Source organism: Candidatus Nitrosocosmicus sp. R (genome assembly GCF_054408505.1).
This window is the reverse complement of record NZ_CP167090.1, coordinates 715,429-733,861: the sequence shown is the minus strand read 5'-3', so window position 1 is coordinate 733,861 and position 18,433 is coordinate 715,429. Positions and strand designations below refer to the sequence as shown.

Below are 18,433 nucleotides of genomic sequence, written 5' to 3'. Positions count from 1 at the left end.
CCTATCGTTCTTTTTTTCCTTCGATAAAATCAATGAAACTAGATTTCGCAGTTGAGTATGACATCTGAACCGGAGGGTGTTTAAAACAATACGCAGAGATACTCTCTAAAGATCCAGAAATATTTCTATCAAGTGCGATTTTGGCGCCTCTAATTGCATCAATCATCACACCTGAACTATTATATGCATCAGGGACACGTAGTTTCACATCTAATTCTAATGGCACCTTTCCAAAAAATCTACCTTTCATGTAGATATAGCATACTTTATCATTTTGAAGAAAATTAACATAGTCAGATGGACCTATCCTCATCGGCACGTCATATGGTATCATAGCCTGTACCGCTGAAGTTTTGCTAACTCGCTTGTCTTCCAATCGTTCTTCATCTAACATGTTGTAGAAATCCATATCCCCACCAACATTTAATTGATATGTCTCATCTATTGAGACTCCTCTGTCCACCCACAATTTTGCCAAAGTCTTATGAACTACGGTAGCACCTAATTGGCTCATCACATCATCGCCTGCACAAGGAACATTTTTTTCAACGAAACGTTTTTGCCAAACAGAATCCGATGATATGAAAACTGGGATTGCATTAATAAAACAAACACCTGCGTCTAGGCATTTTTCAGCATAATATCTGCTAGCTTCTCTACTACCCACAGGCAAATAATTAATCAAAATATCAGCATGTGTTTCTTTAAGTGCATTGTAAACATCGACATGTGTCTCACCAGAAAGTTTTACTACCTCTGAAAAATGCCTCCCTGCCCCATCTAACACTTTACCCTTTTGAACTTTAATTCCAGTCGGAGGAACATCAACAATTTGCAGGGCATTGTTTGGTGGTGAGATGATAGCTTCAGACAGATCCTTTCCTACTTTTGATTCGGCAATATCAAACGCAGCAACAAAATTAATATCACTTGGTTCATAGCCTCCAAGGTTAAATGATGTAAGACCGACAGAATCCTTAGACGATGAAGTAGAATTGTAATAGTGAATTCCCTGAACGAGAGCAGAAGCGCAATTTCCTACGCCGGCAATTGCAACATTTATTTTTTTACCCATGGATACGATCTCTATCATATACAATTTTAATATAAATTTTACAACTTAGAAATGCGGGTTAAAAGCAACAACACAATCTACCATAATCAATGAGAAATTGTCTGTACTTAGAGGTGATCCTGATAAATAGATTGTATAATATATGAAATATTGTTTTATCTATGAGAATATCAGGCTAAAAAGAAAACATATAGTGAGTCTAGTGACATGGGAAACCGGCAGCGTGTCTTATATCATGAGTAAATTCATGAAGCCACATTGTGTCAAAAGCTTCGCTTCCTTGTACCATACTAAAAAGCTGTCCTTGATCATATCCTACTATATAAATACTAAATATTGCTATGACGGCTAAGATACCAATTGCTAGTTTTGGTACATTGTCACTGGTTATAATTCTAAGCTCGGGGTACAAACTCATAATTTTACCATTTGTCCTTATTATATAAATGATTATGTAAATTACAATCGTCTCTGGTCAATACGTTTTAGTATTTATGAATATTTATCTAAAAGATCTTTTAATCTAAATTATTGAAAAATCAAAAGAGTTTAATATCACAGATTTGTCAGTCATATATATGACTATGTCTTGTTTAAGATGTGGAAATATGATGATATGGCTGAACGGGTCTATTAGTCATAGGCATGACACTCAATACTACGAATGCAAGCATTGTGATATTCAGGTGGTCAAATATCCAGACGACCAAATTATTGAAGTAGAAGACGGGGACAGAGTAAGTTAAATATAATCTATAGGGATCTATTCCGAATTAATGTGTTTTCAGAAAATATAGCATGTCCAATTCAGAGATTTTCCTAATATGAGAAGCCAATTTCTCGTTTATTGAATAAGTCAAGATATTGATATTAAAATATTTTATTAGTACTATTCACAATCTCATCATCCAGTTATTGCACGATTAACTCAATCTTAGTTTCAAATACAAAAACTTTAAAGTTTTATTAAACCATGAAAACTTTACCTTCCGAAGAACAATTCATATCTAGGTTACGGTATGAAATATTAAGCAGGGAGAGGAAAAAGAGTGAATATAATAAGAAATTCCTTCATTTTGATTCCAAGTGTTCTAATAGCCACCATATTTCTAGTAAATCTACCAACAAATCAAGTAAACTCGCAAGAACAAGGGATTATAAATTCACTATCTAGCACAATAATTAATCTTGAGCTCAGAGAAATTGAAGTAGGGGAGAGTCCAACAGGATTAATAACTGTTAAAGGCACAGCTATAAATAATTCGACATTCGATACTAGGGATGTAAAAGTTCTGGTAGAATTATTCGATTCTAAAAATTCCACCGTTTCAGAAACCAGTAGATTCATTACCCCTGCTTCGTCAACTTTTAAACCAGGGTATGAAAGAGATTTCTATTTTTTTGTTAGTGCAAATAATGTCGACCATTATAAAATAACTGCGGAAGGTGAAAAGATCCCCTAACTAGGATTAAAGATGGAATAAATAAGACGGTGTCACTCTTCTGTGAAACAATTTGTTAATGTAATTCCAAATTAATTTCAATTCGGAAAACCCTGCATTATCAGAATCGGAATCTCATATTTAGGTCAATAAAGCTCTTTCGACACAATGTCAAATAAACAATTACAATTATTTATATAATATATATATTAATTTTTACTGTGGCTATAGAAATAACCCAAATTTTACAAGATTTTGCGACAATAATGATAATCGCAGCGGTAATGACGATTATTTCATACAAATTGAAGCAGCCACTAATTTTGGGATACATAGGAGCAGGTATAATCATAGGACCACATACCCCTCCTTTCAGTTTCATTAGCAATGTAGAGGTTTTAAATTTATTTGCAGAAATTGGAATAATTTTGCTGCTATTTACAGTCGGAATGGAATTCCCCATTCGAAATCTAAAAAAAATTGGAAAAAGAGCTACAATCATAACTTTAGCAGAACAAACTGGAACAATGATTGCAGGGTTTTTTGTGGGTCAAGCACTGAATATGTCATTCTATGATAGCCTGTTTATGGCAGTTGCATTATCTGTTTCTAGCACAGTGGTAATAATGAAGGTTTTAGAAGAATTAAAAATCCTAAGAGAGGAGGCTTCATATCTTACTTTAGGGATTCTGATAATTGAGGACATAATAATACTGTCTATATTTGCCTTATTGCATTCAACCACTGTAACGGGAAATATATCGATAGTAGAAATCTTAATCCCCATAGGCATAACGATAGCATTTATTGCTGGGGTTTTGATAATAGGTTCGAGAACGATTCCACGCTTAGTCGATTTTGTTGCAAGGACAAATCAGAGTGACGTTTTGGTAGTGGCTGTACTTGGTCTAGCCTTTGGCTTTGCATATGTTTCAAACTTGCTTGGGATTTCAGTAGCGGTTGGGGCCTTTTTTGCAGGAGTATTAATAGCTGAATCAAAATCTCACGCTGTTACAAGCATCCTAACGACACCCATCAGAGATATGTTCGTTGCGTTATTCTTCGTTTCAGTAGGGGCATTAATGGATATCAATTTGATACCAGTATTCATAATTCCCGCACTAATACTTGTGGGTGTTACCTCAGTCGTAAAATTTGCTATTGTTTTCTTAACTTCAAGATATCAAGGATTTAGCAAACTCACTGCCATGCAGACCGGTATCGATCTATCGGCTTCAAGAGGTGGAGAGATGTCGCTAATTGTAGCGAAGGGAGGGATAGACATTGGAGTGGTGAGTTCTTTTATATTACCTATTATTGGTACTATAACCCTGATTTCTACCTTCTTAGCGCCATATTTGATAAAATTAGGATTAAAATTGGCTGAAAGAAAAAATGATGTAGATTCTGAGCCCAAGTCTCCAAATGAATCTAAATCATCAGAACCAGATTAGAAGTATTATGGAACCGGCAGAACTGAATAAGTCGTAGATATAGATCGAAACCCGGAGTAATAGAGGAATAGAAAAGCGATACAAGCATTATGCTAAGGTATAGTTAAAGAGGATAGAATATGGTTAAATTACAAGCTGCAATAATTCTAAATAGTGTGTTTGCGTTAGTCTGAGAGAAATATGAAATTATCACCTTAACTGAGTTGTGGAGAATTTTATTGTTGGATAATTTCCATATCTAGTAATTTAAGATACAAAAAGCATTATGACCTAACTAATCATAAAGATTTTTTTATTTTGAGGCCTTGAGAATTCTATTCTTTATTTGTTTAAAGATATTATTAGTAAGGTATTCATAGTTTATCAATACTTACATAATTCTCGCTGAAATGTCATCCCCAAATGCCTATTGTAGATAACTAAATCAAAACGGTTTATCCTTTATCTAAAAATAAACTTGTCGTTAAAGCTTGGTTGACGGAGGAAGCTTACCAGTTATAAAAAGTTATCAATCGGATGACATTGTTAGATTTGGAGCAAGTGATTCAATTCGATAAACTCCTTCTACATCGTATCTAAAACCTCATTCTGCAAATATATCATCCACAAAACACCACTTCCATGATTCTCCTGGTTCAAATGATTTGATTACAGGGTGCATAGTATCCTTAAAATGCTTTGTTCCGTGTTTATTTCTCGAAGCATCGCAGCATCCGACATGACCACATGTTAGACAAAGTCTCAAATGTACCCATTCTGAACCGGTTTTTTCACATTCTTCACAACCCTGTGTATTCCCTGGCTTTTCTAAATCGGCTTGATTAATATGCTCACACTGGATCTGCTGATCATTTTTAGACATACCCTCTAAACTTGACGGTCTTTATTAAACACCAATCTTGAACCTATTTTATAAGATTGCTGTACTCGGATAATAGGACTTCATCTAACTTAATTTACCAAAAAAAGATATCTAAATTCCGGTCAATCTTTGCCATGTCAATTTTTATTTAAAAGGCTCAAGTTTGGCAGTGAACTAAAATGGAATATTGGGCAGGCTTAACTGGATAAGACTCTCAAAAAATGTGACTATGATTCGATATAAGTTTACTGCTTTGATAATTTGGGTGTCAGCAGTTTGTATTAATTGTTCAATCCTTAAAAAGGTTGCACATAATCTAATCTTTCGGATTTCTTTTTGTTAAATGTCAACCGATATGTGTAAGATAAAAAAATTTTTAGCTCTGAAACATCATGACCCGCTGATTTCAGGATTAGCTTTCAATTGTAGGATTTGTATTGGTTGGAGATATCACCTTCGTAATTCCTACCGGTTTTTCAATGGCTGCATTTGGGACTTTGTCAGTGGAGCTTGATTCGTCCTTGGATTTATCGCTCTTAGGTACTATGGAGTCAGTGGAGTCAGTGGAGCTTGATTCTTCAGAGGTGGAGGGTTTCTCAGTAGAGTCAGTGGAGCTTGATTCGTCCTTGGATTTATCGCTCTGAGGTGCTATGGAGTCAGTGGAGCTTGATTCGTCCTTGGATTTATCGCTCTTAGGTGCTATGGAGTCAGTGGAGTCAGTGGAGCTTGATTCTTCAGAGGTGGAGGGTTTCTCAGTAGAGTCAGTGGAGCTTGATTCGTCCTTGGATTTATCGCTCTGAGGTGCTATGGAGTCAGTGGAGTCAGTGGAGCTTGATTCTTCAGAGGTGGAGGGTTTCTCAGTAGAGTCAGTGGAGCTTGATTCGTCCTTGGATTTATCGCTCTGAGGTGCTATGGAGTCAGTGGAGCTTGATTCGTCCTTGGATTTATCGCTCTTAGGTGCTATGGAGTCAGTGGAGTCAGTGGAGTCAGTGGAGCTTGATTCTTCAGAGGTGGAGGGTTTCTCAGTAGAGTCAGTGGAGCTTGATTCGTCCTTGGATTTATCGCTCTTAGGTGCTATGGAGTCAGTGGAGCTTGATTCGTCCTTGGATTTATCGCTCTTAGGTGCTATGGAGTCAGTGGAGCTTGATTCGTCCTTGGATTTATCGCTTTTAGGTGCTATGGAGTCAGTGGAGCTTGATTCGTCCTTGGATTTATCGCTTTTAGGTGCTATGGAGTCAGTGGAGCTTGATTCGTCCTTGGATTTATCGCTTTTAGGTGCTATGGAGTCAGTGGAGCTTGATTCGTCCTTGGATTTATCGCTCTGAGGTGCTATGGAGTCAGTGGAGTCAGTGGAGCTTGATTCTTCAGAGGTGGAGGGTTTGTCAGTGGAGCTTGGTTGATTTACAGGAACCGTAGAGTCAGTGGAGCTTGGTTGATTTACAGGAACCATAGAGTCAGTGGAGCTTGGTTGATTTACAGGAACCGTAGAGTCAGTGGAGCTTGATTCTTCAGAGGTGGATGGTTTCTCAGTGGAGCTTGGTTGATTTACAGGAACCGTAGAGTCAGTGGAGCTTGGTTGATTTACAGGAACCATAGAGTCAGTGGAGCTTGGTTGATTTACAGGAACCATAGAGTCAGTGGAGCTTGGTTGATTTACAGGAACCGTAGAGTCAGTGGAGCTTGGTTGATTTACAGGAACCATAGAGTCAGTGGAGCTTGGTTGATTTACAGGAACCATAGAGTCAGTGGAGCTTGGTTGATTTACAGGAACCATAGAGTCAGTGGAGCTTGGTTGATTTACAGGAACCGTAGAGTCAGTGGAGCTTGGTTGATTTACAGGAACCGTAGAGTCAGTGGAGCTTGGTTGATTTACAGGAACCGTAGAGTCAGTAGGTCCAGGAGGAAAAGTTATGTCAACTTGTCCCAGTGGATCGGTAAAACTGTTTTGAAGGTTATTAAATATGCTATTTATATCAAAATTTGAGGTACTACTTTCGTAACTATTTGATCTTTGAACTTCAGCATTGTCGGAATTCAATTCATCAATTGGATTTAGAAATTTGTTTTGAAGGTTATTAAATATGCTATTTATATCAAAATTTGAGGTACTACTTTCGTAACTATTTGATCTTTGAGCAGTAACGCATTGATAGAAAACCATTTGTGCAGTTGGTCCGGTTATAATCAGGACCGTTAATATTAGTAGCATACTTAATGATAACATCTTTATCATTCAAGAAGTAATAGCATTATATAATAAAGGAGTTTGATAACTGATTACTTAAAAAAATGTACAATATTTTTTATAGTAAGAAGGATACGATAACAGAAAACTCATCTGATAACTTTAAGCAAATTATAATTCTAATATCCCTGCAATCTTCTACGATTTCAGTATAATGATCAGGCATTAATTACCCAAGACGAAGGGTCATTTACCAATTGTATGATTTAACGGTAGCAGGTAATCGAATATTATTATAAAAAAAGGGAATGATTAGCGCATATCAATTCGCAAAGGGGATATCAAATTATATCAAAAAAACAAGCTGTTTTCTTCCTACTAGTCTTATGCATAATTTTACCTAAGATCAAGAATGTCTCCTATCATCTACTCATACTAAATGAATAGATTAAGTAGAATCATTTTTGCGGGATCATCAAATCGTATTTATCAAAACTTTACATTGATTTTTCAGCTTGTTAAAACATTGGATCATAGATGGTTCCTTATGAAAACAATGACTTTATTTCCAGGGTACCGAATCATCTAAACTCGATCATCAGAAACGACTATTGTAACAAATTAAGGATATTGCAGGAACCTAATGGTTTTACTAAATATTGTCCCATTTATATGAGTCTAACAATAGTCATCATACTTAAACCAAATTCATCAGCAATCAATCATGTATTCTTCAATATTGATGCAGGAGATGCATTGGTCAAAGGAATTAAACTCGGATCATATATTTGCGGAAATGATATCCCCTACCAACTGAAAACATAATTCTCGATAGTTACTATAATTAGGTATACTAATGTCCATCTTATAAATACAATACTGGCTTACCAAAAGCAAGTAGATTTCGAAGATTATTGCATTATTTAGATATTACCAATCGAGACTGAGCATTTATAGACAATAAATCACAAGATGACACAATGGGATAAACATAATGTATAATGACTAAAAGCAATCGATCAACAAGGTTTCTATTTCTAGTAGTCGGTATGCCAGAAAAGTAATAAATAAGTTATGAAAACAATGGTAATTGAAAAATTATTATATTAAAATAATTCAAGGAAAGAAATAAAGTCAACTACAAGATTTGATGAGCCTCAAAAAATAGGTGCTTCAAGGAAATAATATATAATATATGAAAGGTAAAGTCAGTTTCACTGGCCTTAACAACTATTTCCAGTTTTTGAGTTATTGAAAAGATCAAATGAGCCGAAACTCTACTAATCCTGAAAAAAGTACAGTAATGATTTTCAGGTTAACAAAAAAAGGACAAAAAATTTACTCACGTAAGATAGGTTTGATTGACAACTCTTAAATTAATTTTTCAAACGGACATAAAATTTAGCTATGGACCTTTATCTTTCTGCCCCATATTATTAATAATAGTTTTATATGAATCAATAAAGCCTCTAGCGTACATATTAGCATGTTTTTCCGATCCCTTATGAACTCCTGCTGTGGTACGCAAATGATGGTAGAACTCATGCATTATTATGAATGGATTGTAAAAAATTTCTGAATTTATACAATAAATTTTACATTGTCGTTGAACATAAACTGCGTACACGGTTCTTCTCTTCCCTTTGATTGTACCTACCCCGATTTCGGGTGGCCTAATCTCATAAAATTGACTTAATTTTTCTAGGGCCTGTTCTGTTTTTTTATCAAGAACTAGTTGTACAATATATGCTTTAAAAATGTCATCGAGTTCTCTTTTCAAGAGGTAATTTCTAATTCTTATGGGGAATTTATATACGTTTTATCTAATTAAATGAAACCTTACATTTAGAACCATTGATTTCTAATTCATAAAAGCCCCTATCAGATTACTTAAAGCATTTCCGTGGTATTCTTCAATTTGTATTTTAGGATAGTAAAAATATCGAAATTCAAATGTCTATTTAAATACTTAACTTTTTGTTTCATTAAACAAATTGTCACTACAAGTGAAAAATAGGACTATCATTATTCAAGTATATTCAATCACAAATAGTTGAATCAAGCAAGTTTGATCTAGCAAACTAGATTACCTTACTTACTAGTTTTTTTGTTATTAATAGCGTAAGTATTACAGACAAGATTGATATTAATAAGGCAATTAAAAAGATCGAATCGTAAGCGACTGGGGTTGGATATGACTCATGGGTATTGTCAATCGTAGATCTAAAGCTCTCTAAATAGATACCAGAAATGGCCGGACCTAATGACATTCCAATCAAAAATAACAACATAGTTATTCCTAATGCTGTACCACTCTGGTTTAAAGGTGCAGATACCAATGATATATTAAAAGCACCTATTTCTACGAGTGCTAATCCTATTGCGATAACACAGAGTTCTAGCGATATCACGAGTTCGGATGGATGGTAAATAAATAGCAGCAAGAAGCCAAAAGTACTTGAAATACTTCCCATCAAAGTTGGCTTTATGTTACCTATTTTAGATATTAAAAATCCTGATAAAACTGAAATTACAAATGACAAAATCATGAATGGAAGCTGAACATTTGCAATGGCTACCGGACCACCACCGAATCCGAGGGGAATAGGACTTTGTATCAAAATTGGCAAAGTTTGGTAAATTATGAAAAAGGCAATACCAATGGTCATTATTAATATATTAACAGGTAAAAGAACAGGGTCTTTCATCAGATTAAGATCCATAATAGGGTATTGAGCCCTTCTCTGTGTGAAAATGAATATCGGTATGAGGACAATGGAGATTATCAAAAGAGCTAAAGTTAGAATTAATTGATTGTTGTTTGGATTAGAAATAGTATTTGGTAATATAGTCAAACCCACGAGGAAAGTTGAAACTAAACATACCAACACCAGAGTCCCGCTTATATCTATGCTACCTCGAATTCTTGAAACGAGTTTTTCCGAGTCAATTCGAACCCACTTTAGTACTACAACTAATAATATTACCATTAAAGGAACTATTGAGAGGAATGTCATATGCCAACTAAAATATTCAACAATGGTTGCCCCTAATCCAAGACCGATTACGGCACCTGCTGAGAAAACTGCAGTAAAAATTCCTTGACCTACCGCAAGCTTTTCATTGGAAAATTTCTCTCTAATAATTGCAAAGGCAACGGGAAACATAGCTAGGCCAGTTCCTTGGATTATTCTAGATATTACCATCATAAAGATATCATCAGACATTCCTCCCAATAAACTCCCGATTGAATATATCACCATTACAATCACCAATATCTTTTTTTTTCCATAAACATCCGAAAGTTTACCTATAATCGGAGTCATTAATGCACCAGCAACCAAGTAGGCAGTCAAAATCCATGATGAGGTATTATAAGATATTTCAAAATCATTTATTAAATAAGGGATCGCTGGAATCAGCATGGTCTCTCCGTACATAGTTATTAGTGCTAGACAGCTGAGAATTGCTAGTACAAACCATGCATCTTTTTGAGAATTCTTTTCATTCATAAATTGAAACTTTGATCCTTAGTTGAAATAATCTCAATTCTATGTACAAGACTATGAACCTAATTATTTTATGCAGATTATAGATGTTCTCATTAAAATAAATTATTGTTCTATCAATCGCAATGTTTTTATTGCATCAACTAAACATTATACTCGAGGAATTTTAAGACATCTTAGAAAATAAGTAGCACAAGTTCCTAACTGATGAAAATCACTACGATATTGTATCAGCCAGAACGCGGTCATAAACTATGACTACACTAATTTGAGTATCACGACTCAAAATCAAAAAGATATCAGTCCAGTTCTCTACAAATATCTGTAATATAGGTATCTAGTTGAAGCGGGTTTTTTAAGAAGGGTTTTAGTTGAAGATCCCTGACAGATAATCTAATCTTAGGTGGCGATATGTAATACCAATCCCATGCAAGAAGAAAAGCATCTTCTGATGCGTACCGGCTAATTAGCTTGCTAATAATCATTATGAGAGACGTGAAATGTTACAAATTTGTCAAACTACTCAATTGGTATCCCATTGCTTAGCCTTCTTCAATTCATCAAGCGTCTTGAATCATATGAACATTCTATGGTTACACATAAAGAATTGATAAGTTGCCAAAAATTAATCTTGATCTAAATTATCTACTGTTTCCACCATTAATAACTAGCATAAATGTAGACTTCCTGACTTCATATTGCAATCATCATGGGACTAAAAGAATAGTCAAATAAATGATACCGATGTCAAAACCACAAAAAGATATCAAGGCTAATTTGTATTATCCGGTCAGATTTCAATAAAAAATGAAAACATAGTAATATAACAAGGCAGAATTCTAATATATTGAAATAAGAAAATGGATTTTGATCTTTCACCAAAAATGTTAGCTTTTTTATTCATAATTGCAGGAATAGTTTTAATTTTTATCTTAATGGGTGGATCCTTGCAACAGCTTTTTAGTCCAAGCATTCAAGAGCTAGTAGTGGTCAAGATAAAACAAAATGGTACTTGCATAGTTGAGGCTTCGGACGGTATACCTAGGTCAGTAGAAAATTGTCCTTATTCTCAAGGTCAAAACTTTACAATTTATTACAAACAAGGATTGCCCAATATTGAAAGATACCAATAGCAGGAGCTTGTGAAATCAATTTTAATCGGACGATGCACATACTGGTATCGTTTACATCACCATCTAGGATATATACCTATCAAAATATTCTTCACAGCCAAGACAAGACATAGACATGGTAGAATCCTTGCCACTAGGTCATATAGGCTTTCCCACTTTGTCGAGCGGATCTCGAAATTCATCAAATGTAATTTTATACTACCACTAAAATACGGTCATACTAGTCGCACTTAGTTTTCTGACACTGAATGGACATATATGCTCCATTCTTATAATCGTAAATACAAAAGGGATGAATTAAAATAATGAGATTATTGGTTGTAATTAAGCAAAGGTGGAAGCAGAAAGGACAAGTATTGGTCTGCCCCCACCTCTACCCTAAAGATTCAGTGAAATGATATGATTTGGTTGAATTAAATACAGATGGTAAAGAAATGGAAATATCCTAATATGATCCTATGAATTGAACCAGCCTAACTTTCTAAAGTATAACACCATAACTCCTGCAGCCAGTGACGAAAGTGATGCGGTCAAAATGAGTGGAAAGTAATCGATAATTTTCCCCCCCTCATTGACACTACCAGGTATTACAATGTTCATTCCATAAAAGGTCCCCGCTACAGTAATTGGAATTGAGAGTGTAAACAATATTGTTAAAAAACTTAGAATTTTATTCGTTTTTTCCGAATTCAGCATATTATCAGTATCTTTGTAAATTTCAATTGTTTCTTTGGATTCATCGAGTGCCTCTAGTACTTTTGATATATGATCATTAATGTCGTCAAAATAATCAATTAGATCCTCTGCCGCTGCGCTGCTTGAAAATCTCTTAACATCTCTGGATGTGATTTCCATCATGATTCGTTTTAACGGCAAGACTATTCTGCGAAGTGTTGTAATTTCTCTCCTGAGGATTGATATTTCCTTAGCATTTGCCACTTTATCATCAAATACTTCATCTTCAATGTCGTCTAAGTTTCCAATAATTTTCATTAATATGTGAAGTAGATTATCAACCAGTGCATCTAAAATTGAATGTAATAGATAACCTGGAGATCCTCCCATGAAATTATTCCTGATCTTCTGACTGCCGCTCTTACAAGTTCTAAATAGTTCAGTTAATGGATAAAGATCGCCCTGAGTAATCGAAATTAGATAGTCCTTACCTATAAACAAGGAGAGTTGAGTAAAGTTTGGGGCAGCTCTTCCTTTGAGAGTAGTTGGAAATTGGAGTATGACAAATATATGATCGTCATATCGATCGATTTTAGGGAGTTGATTCTTCGACAAGCAATCTTCGATATTCAACTCATGAATAGGAAAATTTTTGGATACTAAATCCATTTTTTCTCGTGTGGGTCTTTCCAGGTAAACCCATGACAGATTTTGATTATTGATTGTTTCTAAATCGTTAACATAATCAGGATAATCCAATTCAAATCGATATACAATAGTCAATTTAGTATTTAATGTATTGGAAGATTACTATCATCCTATCAAAATGTAATTTGTATGCTATCACGTATTCTCATGCTCAGCAGGCAGTAATTAAAATGATCAAAACTACTATTTTAGCCATCTTTGTTTCGAAAAGAAATCAAGGATGTGCGAAATAAATAGAATTTGCTACGTTGCAATCATATTATTTCTTGATTTCAACACATAGTTTGACTATATTTCTTCCATTATGAAAAAATAAGCCAAAAAGGATAGTTTCTACTAGATTTTACAGTTATCCCTAAATCTCGATCTGTGTATAGATATCCAATAGTCTTAAGGTTCTCTTAATGTAGTCTTGTACAATATATTGTCGAGTTGCGGCATTTTAACCGCCTTCAACTCATTTACAGAGTGCAGGTTTATCCACACATTTCAATTCCTGAGTTCCATAAACGGGCGAATCTCCAAAATGATTATTGACTTTAGATGGGTTTATCCAAATACTAATAGCACTGTCACCTAGTATGGTAATATTTGTAGGTACATTAGTTATGGGTCCGTCTTTCATGGTCACAGTTGTCGTACCATTAATGTGTGTTGAATTACTTGTTGTACTATCAATTATAGGAGTGATCAAAACCAAGTCATAGATGTCATGAGAATGAGAAGAATTACCATCTGTTTTTACCATATAGAATGATGCATTAAATGTTGGAGCTTCGGAACTAAGATTTTCCATCTTATATACACCGCCCAATATCCAAGTGGTGGTATTATCCGATTGATCGTTCTGCAAGCTCGTAATTCCTCCCTTTATCAAGTTATTTGAGGAACCCGTATTTTGTGTTTGATTGCTTGCGATGGTGTCAACAGTTGAATCATTGCTATCGTTTATGGTGTTGATGGTATCTGTAATCGATTGTTGGACTTGGTTATTTATGGTCGATTGAAGATCTTGTTGGCTCTGTTGGATTGATTCCCCTAGCAATGATGTTGCGTAAGTAAGCATATTTACACCTGGAATTGTTAAAATGCCGGCAAAAATTGTCGCCATCATCGAGATAAATAAAATTGAAAAAAATTTGTTATATGTCATAGAACACTATTATCAATATTGTTATTAAGAATTTGCAATTTATCAAAATCGTATCCAATGACTCACATGCAAGTGGGAGCGCACCGAGTTAATTAGAAATTAGAATAACCTACCGTAATGGAACATTGAATTTAAATTGGGAAAGCATTGACCTTTAATCTGAATTCGGTTACCCCAAATGGACTCGAAGATAATTTACTGATCATTTATTGGCATTTGACTAACTCCCATGATATGCGGATCTTCCTCCCCTTCATGGATATTAGTACAGCACTTTCAGTATCGGAAGAAAATGGAATATGGACTGCAGAGGTTGGTAATATGGCAAAACAATGTAGTTTTTTTACGTTACCATTACACAACGTAGTGGAATTAGTATTTGATGCAAGTGTATTCGTAGACTTGTCAAACTACTCACTTATTTAATTTAGTCCGCAGTATGCCACAGAATCAGAATTGCCTTGCTTCTTTGTTATTTGTATCCTGTCCTTCAGATATACGCAGTCAGAGATCATCGATGTAATCTTTTGTTCATATTTTTGATTTATCATGGAATAGATAATTTTGAACTGTATTATTTGTTGAATCAATGTCAGCAGGAATGTCTTTTTCTAGAGTGGGATACAATTCACCAATAAATATAACATGAGATGGGGCATTAGTATAACTTATTTTCCTAATACCATACAAATATCCTCCACGCGCTTGTAGAGCTTTTATCATAGATGTGTAAATAAGATAAAATTCATCCACAATGAGAAGCAATTATTCTCCTTTGATTGAATGGTTACCATTTTCTTATAGTGTTATCATCACAGGAACCTAAGCAAACTTTTTCTTACTGAAATAAAGTAAAAAGTATAGAATAGAAAAAAGTTGTATTTCTAACGTTATCAGAAGAAGGGTCGAATGAAATGAACAGTTTCTGTAATCAGTGTGGACCTTTTGATGATGCTCATGTCTTTTAATATCCTGATGGTCGTACATAAACAACAATCCTATTATTCAGAATCATAAAAAGTAACAATGGCAGCAAAATTTTTTGAGATGATTTAATTTGAAGGGATCTGACGATGTTTTTTTCTTCTCGATTTCAATTGATCTGTTAAGTATTTGTCATTTGTTTCAGAGTTTAGGAATATAAAAATATATTCAATATTTACTCCCTCATTCCCACCCATTTTAAGTATAAATCTCTCCTATGCTCTGACATTTAAGATCCTAGTATTAATTACGGTCTTGAAACAGAAGATCTTAGTAAGGATTCTAACCAGACAATGTTATACAATAAAATTTAGTTCTCAGTAATTACTATGCAGAGACTAAGATCTGGTTTATCTTGAATTAACGAAAGTAAGTTGGATAAAGTAACTCTTAAAACTTGATCAAAAGTATTTCTAGTGTAGGAATGACGAATCCGGATCCATTAGAATTACTTTCAAAACAAGACCTTCTACTTGGGAAATTAATTAAATCTATAGGAAATTATTCAATTCAGATCCACGGTAATCTCTTTGAATCTTTGTTGAAATCCATAATCTATCAGCAGCTTGCAGGCAGTGCTGCAAATGCGATATACTCCAGATTTCTACGGTATTATGGTGATACTTTACCAACTCCTGAACAGATTATTTCTACTCCAAACACTGTCTTGAGATTTACTATAGGTTTGTCATTCAAGAAAATAGAATACATTAAAAATTTGTCGACGAAGATCGTCTCCGGTGAATTAAATATTCATGGTTTACCCGATTTGCAAAATGAAGAAGTTATAACTGAATTGGTAAAAGTAAAAGGTATTGGGAGATGGACTGCGGAGATGTTTCTTATCTTTTGCCTGCAGCGAGAAGATGTAATTCCCTTGGATGATTTGGGAGTAAAAAAGGCAATCCAAAAATTATATAATTTAGCTGAACTACCTACTCATGAATATATGCTGGAAGTATCTTCTGGATGGAAACCTTATAGAAGTATCGCTACGTGGTATTTGTGGAAATCACTGTCTAAATTTGATTCTATAGGTTAGACTTTTAGTAGGTTCTTAACTATATTGGATAGGGTTCCGCATCTAATTTTAAACAGTGTTATTCAAGTGATCCCAATCGTCCTACCTGAATTATTTGGATTGCGAACAATATGTTATTGTTTTATGATCCAACAAATTTATCTCATTTTACGAATTCGAAGCATCGAGTGCGGGTATTTGATGATATTTCTTAAAAAGTACAGGTTGTTGGAGTGACTTTACCCCCGAAATCTTTATTATTTTTTCCAATATATCATTTGACCAATTCCTATGATGTTTGGTAAACATTATGGAAAGTTCGTTTGGCATCTGATGAATGAAATTAAGCATAAATGTAGTGGGCTTTCAAAAGATTGTATCGTCTAATTCTCATATCACAATAGTAATTTCAAATATTACTTTAAGTTAATATTTTTAATAGATGTTAAATACTTTGATATAAATGTAAGGGAAATGAATAAATCATGTGTATTCTTGATTTCTGCACTCTTTGCATCTTCGATTCTTTTTGCAATACCCATAATTCCAAGTATGCAAGCACAAAGTCCAACTCCTGATTTACCAATGACTATAATCAATGAAACTAGCTCTTCAAATAATACAGCAGAAGTTGCCATAAATACTCATAACATGTCTCCGCCGTTTTCTCAGTAATAAGATGTAAATCTTCCTATTCCGAATTTCAATAGTCCATGATTTAGGTATCTAAGTAGTTTGCCCTAATAACAACTGGTTTACTAGATGTAGATATATTAATTTCTGTATCATCTCAATGTTTTAAAACAGGGTATATTTGACTTAATTTCATTTTCAAAAATAATTTCCAGAATAAAGCCATGAAATATTAGATTTATGCTGCTTTGTTGAAATTGAACTTTACGTCCTCACAAGTATCAAATACTACTACTATTTTGAAATTTTATCATTATCAAAAACTCAAAAATTAATGCTTCGTGAATTCCATTTATCTGCGAACAATAATAAAAAAATCAATTTGGTCAAATGGCATTAATCAATATGTTATCCAAAACAAATCTGAGTGGAATTTTTAAGGTAATTTGATATAATTGAACTTATTAATATAGTATATGAGGATTGTGAGGTTCAATTATCTGGGTGGGAAAAAACTAGATTTTCCATCATGTCTTAATCATAGTGGGGGGTTACCAGTGGCTATCACTGGATGTTTGATTACTATTTCATGCACATTAGAATCCAGTAATTATTCAATATGACTACAGAAAGGAAAGAAAATCCTATTCAGTGCTATACCTGCGGACTGTTGGATGGTTTTCCCTTTAGATGTAATTATTGTAAAGAATACTTTTGCAGTAATCATAGAAATCCAATACATCATTCATGTCCTTTCTTGTATTCATACAATAAGCGAAAGCAAGATACGCTCTTTAACGACAAACAGTATAAGAAATCAACTCATCCGGGTTTAAGAATCGATAGGTAATTTATTGAGTATAAAAACTTCAAAGACCGAACTTCTTCATCTTTCATTAGCTACTGCGCTCGTAATTTGTGTAGGACTTTCCCTGAATAATTACAGATATTTCTCTTGGCAATTCCTTGCAATTTTTACCAGTGCTTTTCTAGTCCATGAATTAGCTCATAAGTTCTTGGCCCAATATTATGGTAGCTGGGCAGAATTTAGAGCCGAAATCTATGGTCTTGTTCTGACGGCAATTTCTGCTCTCCCAATAATGCCATTCAAGTTCATAGCTCCCGGAGCAGTGATGGTCAGACTAAATGATCGCTCTAAATTTGGCAGAGTTGCTCTTGTTGGACCGCTTACTAATTTAGCTATGGGTTTTTCGTTTTTGATTTTAACTTTGACTTACGGTTCCTATAATCCCTACTTTGCAGTCGGTGCCTCTTTTAACGGTTGGATTGCGATGTTTAATCTCATACCGATGGGAGTCTTAGATGGACAAAAGATTTTTGATTGGAATAAATTGGTATGGGGTGCTGCTATGGCAGCTGCTATGGCTCTTTTTGTCATTGGATATCTTTAGCAGGCAATCTAACCAATCTTTATCAAATTATACTTTTTGTAAGAACAAAAAATTGAATGGTACTGTATGAAAATGGAACATCTTCTCATACCGTTTTTCCTTTCATTAACTTATCTTTACATTACACTCAAAATAGTTTAAAGTGTTGTTTTTGTTGATAATCCCGGTTATTAACCATCAAATAATC

The 18,433-nt window shown here is 34.4% G+C and carries 20 protein-coding genes; 9 read left to right on the top strand and 11 right to left on the bottom strand.

Annotation, left to right across the window (positions count from 1 at the left end; genetic code table 11):
• Position 1: 1 nt before the first annotated feature.
• Together AAGU22_RS03850 and AAGU22_RS03845 are read right to left on the bottom strand one after the other, a co-directional pair.
• A complete protein-coding gene (locus AAGU22_RS03850; RefSeq protein WP_458720916.1) occupies positions 2–1,075 on the bottom strand; it encodes an inositol-3-phosphate synthase in 1,074 nt (357 codons plus the stop codon).
• Between the two features lie 199 nt (positions 1,076–1,274).
• Positions 1,275–1,493 carry a CbtB domain-containing protein gene (locus AAGU22_RS03845; protein WP_458720915.1) on the bottom strand — a complete coding sequence of 73 codons (219 nt, stop codon included), beginning with the start codon at positions 1,491–1,493 and terminating at the stop codon, positions 1,275–1,277.
• A 631-nt stretch (positions 1,494–2,124) separates the two neighbouring features.
• On the opposite strand from AAGU22_RS03845, the gene AAGU22_RS03840 reads away from it, so the two are divergent.
• On the top strand, positions 2,125–2,538 hold the full coding sequence (locus tag AAGU22_RS03840; protein ID WP_458720914.1) for a hypothetical protein: 414 nt from the start codon (positions 2,125–2,127) through the stop codon (positions 2,536–2,538).
• A 200-nt stretch (positions 2,539–2,738) separates the two neighbouring features.
• Positions 2,739–3,971, top strand: a complete 1,233-nt coding sequence (locus AAGU22_RS03835; RefSeq protein WP_458720913.1) for a cation:proton antiporter domain-containing protein — start codon at positions 2,739–2,741, stop codon at positions 3,969–3,971.
• A gap of 583 nt (positions 3,972–4,554) precedes the next feature.
• Here AAGU22_RS03835 and AAGU22_RS03830 read toward each other — a convergent pair.
• Both AAGU22_RS03830 and AAGU22_RS03825 read right to left on the bottom strand, forming a co-directional pair.
• Entirely contained in the window at positions 4,555–4,833 is a 279-nt protein-coding gene (locus AAGU22_RS03830; protein ID WP_458720912.1) for a ubiquitin carboxyl-terminal hydrolase 14, read from the bottom strand.
• Positions 4,834–5,245: 412 nt separating this feature from the next.
• Positions 5,246–7,066: a hypothetical protein gene (locus AAGU22_RS03825; protein ID WP_458720911.1), complete on the bottom strand. Its 1,821-nt coding sequence runs from the start codon at positions 7,064–7,066 to the stop codon at positions 5,246–5,248.
• A 489-nt stretch (positions 7,067–7,555) separates the two neighbouring features.
• Here AAGU22_RS03825 and AAGU22_RS03820 point away from each other — a divergent pair, with 489 nt between their 5' ends.
• On the top strand, positions 7,556–7,843 hold the full coding sequence (locus AAGU22_RS03820; protein WP_458720910.1) for a hypothetical protein: 288 nt from the start codon (positions 7,556–7,558) through the stop codon (positions 7,841–7,843).
• Positions 7,844–8,423: 580 nt separating this feature from the next.
• On the opposite strand, the gene AAGU22_RS03815 is transcribed toward AAGU22_RS03820, so the two are convergent.
• Both AAGU22_RS03815 and AAGU22_RS03810 read right to left on the bottom strand, forming a co-directional pair.
• The gene (locus AAGU22_RS03815) at positions 8,424–8,798 is read right to left on the bottom strand and encodes a hypothetical protein (protein WP_458720909.1); all 375 of its coding nucleotides are present in this window, start codon (positions 8,796–8,798) and stop codon (positions 8,424–8,426) included.
• 301 nt (positions 8,799–9,099) lie between these two features.
• Positions 9,100–10,530 carry an MFS transporter gene (locus tag AAGU22_RS03810; protein WP_458720908.1) on the bottom strand — a complete coding sequence of 477 codons (1,431 nt, stop codon included), beginning with the start codon at positions 10,528–10,530 and terminating at the stop codon, positions 9,100–9,102.
• An 857-nt stretch (positions 10,531–11,387) separates the two neighbouring features.
• On the opposite strand from AAGU22_RS03810, the gene AAGU22_RS03805 reads away from it, so the two are divergent.
• On the top strand, positions 11,388–11,660 hold the full coding sequence (locus tag AAGU22_RS03805; protein ID WP_458720907.1) for a hypothetical protein: 273 nt from the start codon (positions 11,388–11,390) through the stop codon (positions 11,658–11,660).
• A 456-nt stretch (positions 11,661–12,116) separates the two neighbouring features.
• On the opposite strand, the gene AAGU22_RS03800 is transcribed toward AAGU22_RS03805, so the two are convergent.
• Both AAGU22_RS03800 and AAGU22_RS03795 read right to left on the bottom strand, forming a co-directional pair.
• Positions 12,117–13,094, bottom strand: a complete 978-nt coding sequence (locus AAGU22_RS03800) for a magnesium transporter CorA family protein (RefSeq protein ID WP_458720906.1) — start codon at positions 13,092–13,094, stop codon at positions 12,117–12,119.
• Positions 13,095–13,500: 406 nt separating this feature from the next.
• A complete protein-coding gene (locus AAGU22_RS03795) occupies positions 13,501–14,196 on the bottom strand; it encodes a hypothetical protein (RefSeq protein ID WP_458720905.1) in 696 nt (231 codons plus the stop codon).
• 255 nt (positions 14,197–14,451) lie between these two features.
• On the opposite strand from AAGU22_RS03795, the gene AAGU22_RS03790 reads away from it, so the two are divergent.
• Positions 14,452–14,622, top strand: a complete 171-nt coding sequence (locus AAGU22_RS03790; protein WP_458720904.1) for a hypothetical protein — start codon at positions 14,452–14,454, stop codon at positions 14,620–14,622.
• Positions 14,623–14,727: 105 nt separating this feature from the next.
• Here the strand turns inward: AAGU22_RS03790 and AAGU22_RS03785 are convergent, their stop codons facing one another.
• Both AAGU22_RS03785 and AAGU22_RS03780 read right to left on the bottom strand, forming a co-directional pair.
• Positions 14,728–14,949 (bottom strand): hypothetical protein, encoded by a 222-nt coding sequence (locus AAGU22_RS03785; protein ID WP_458720903.1) that lies wholly within the window; start codon positions 14,947–14,949, stop codon positions 14,728–14,730.
• 299 nt (positions 14,950–15,248) lie between these two features.
• Positions 15,249–15,377 carry a hypothetical protein gene (locus AAGU22_RS03780; protein ID WP_458720902.1) on the bottom strand — a complete coding sequence of 43 codons (129 nt, stop codon included), beginning with the start codon at positions 15,375–15,377 and terminating at the stop codon, positions 15,249–15,251.
• A gap of 200 nt (positions 15,378–15,577) precedes the next feature.
• Here AAGU22_RS03780 and AAGU22_RS03775 point away from each other — a divergent pair, with 200 nt between their 5' ends.
• A complete protein-coding gene (locus tag AAGU22_RS03775) occupies positions 15,578–16,222 on the top strand; it encodes a DNA-3-methyladenine glycosylase family protein (protein WP_458720901.1) in 645 nt (214 codons plus the stop codon).
• A 147-nt stretch (positions 16,223–16,369) separates the two neighbouring features.
• Here the strand turns inward: AAGU22_RS03775 and AAGU22_RS03770 are convergent, their stop codons facing one another.
• Complete coding sequence (locus AAGU22_RS03770) at positions 16,370–16,531, bottom strand: hypothetical protein (protein WP_458720900.1); 162 nt, start codon at positions 16,529–16,531, stop codon at positions 16,370–16,372.
• A 144-nt stretch (positions 16,532–16,675) separates the two neighbouring features.
• Here AAGU22_RS03770 and AAGU22_RS03765 point away from each other — a divergent pair, with 144 nt between their 5' ends.
• The 3 genes from AAGU22_RS03765 (at position 16,676) to AAGU22_RS03755 (ending at position 18,246) form a co-directional block, all read left to right on the top strand.
• Entirely contained in the window at positions 16,676–16,876 is a 201-nt protein-coding gene (locus AAGU22_RS03765; RefSeq protein WP_458720899.1) for a hypothetical protein, read from the top strand.
• Between the two features lie 577 nt (positions 16,877–17,453).
• Positions 17,454–17,684: an AN1-type zinc finger domain-containing protein gene (locus AAGU22_RS03760; RefSeq protein ID WP_458720898.1), complete on the top strand. Its 231-nt coding sequence runs from the start codon at positions 17,454–17,456 to the stop codon at positions 17,682–17,684.
• 4 nt (positions 17,685–17,688) lie between these two features.
• Positions 17,689–18,246, top strand: a complete 558-nt coding sequence (locus tag AAGU22_RS03755; protein ID WP_458720897.1) for a zinc metalloprotease — start codon at positions 17,689–17,691, stop codon at positions 18,244–18,246.
• Positions 18,247–18,433 lie beyond the last annotated feature (187 nt).

What these genes read in the sequence shown, in the direction of transcription:
- AAGU22_RS03850 (WP_458720916.1), bottom strand. Translation starts at nt 1,075, where the DNA reads ATGGGTAAAAAAATAAATGTTGCAATTGCCGGCGTAGGAAATTGCGCT.
- AAGU22_RS03845 (WP_458720915.1), bottom strand. Translation starts at nt 1,493, where the DNA reads ATGAGTTTGTACCCCGAGCTTAGAATTATAACCAGTGACAATGTACCA.
- AAGU22_RS03830 (WP_458720912.1), bottom strand. Translation starts at nt 4,833, where the DNA reads ATGTCTAAAAATGATCAGCAGATCCAGTGTGAGCATATTAATCAAGCC.
- AAGU22_RS03825 (WP_458720911.1), bottom strand. Translation starts at nt 7,066, where the DNA reads ATGATAAAGATGTTATCATTAAGTATGCTACTAATATTAACGGTCCTG.
- AAGU22_RS03820 (WP_458720910.1), top strand. Translation starts at nt 7,556, where the DNA reads ATGGTTCCTTATGAAAACAATGACTTTATTTCCAGGGTACCGAATCAT.
- AAGU22_RS03810 (WP_458720908.1), bottom strand. Translation starts at nt 10,530, where the DNA reads ATGAATGAAAAGAATTCTCAAAAAGATGCATGGTTTGTACTAGCAATT.
- AAGU22_RS03805 (WP_458720907.1), top strand. Translation starts at nt 11,388, where the DNA reads ATGGATTTTGATCTTTCACCAAAAATGTTAGCTTTTTTATTCATAATT.
- AAGU22_RS03795 (WP_458720905.1), bottom strand. Translation starts at nt 14,196, where the DNA reads ATGACATATAACAAATTTTTTTCAATTTTATTTATCTCGATGATGGCG.
- AAGU22_RS03790 (WP_458720904.1), top strand. Translation starts at nt 14,452, where the DNA reads ATGGATATTAGTACAGCACTTTCAGTATCGGAAGAAAATGGAATATGG.
- AAGU22_RS03780 (WP_458720902.1), bottom strand. Translation starts at nt 15,377, where the DNA reads ATGGGTGGGAATGAGGGAGTAAATATTGAATATATTTTTATATTCCTA.
- AAGU22_RS03770 (WP_458720900.1), bottom strand. Translation starts at nt 16,531, where the DNA reads ATGCCAAACGAACTTTCCATAATGTTTACCAAACATCATAGGAATTGG.
- AAGU22_RS03765 (WP_458720899.1), top strand. Translation starts at nt 16,676, where the DNA reads ATGAATAAATCATGTGTATTCTTGATTTCTGCACTCTTTGCATCTTCG.
- AAGU22_RS03760 (WP_458720898.1), top strand. Translation starts at nt 17,454, where the DNA reads ATGACTACAGAAAGGAAAGAAAATCCTATTCAGTGCTATACCTGCGGA.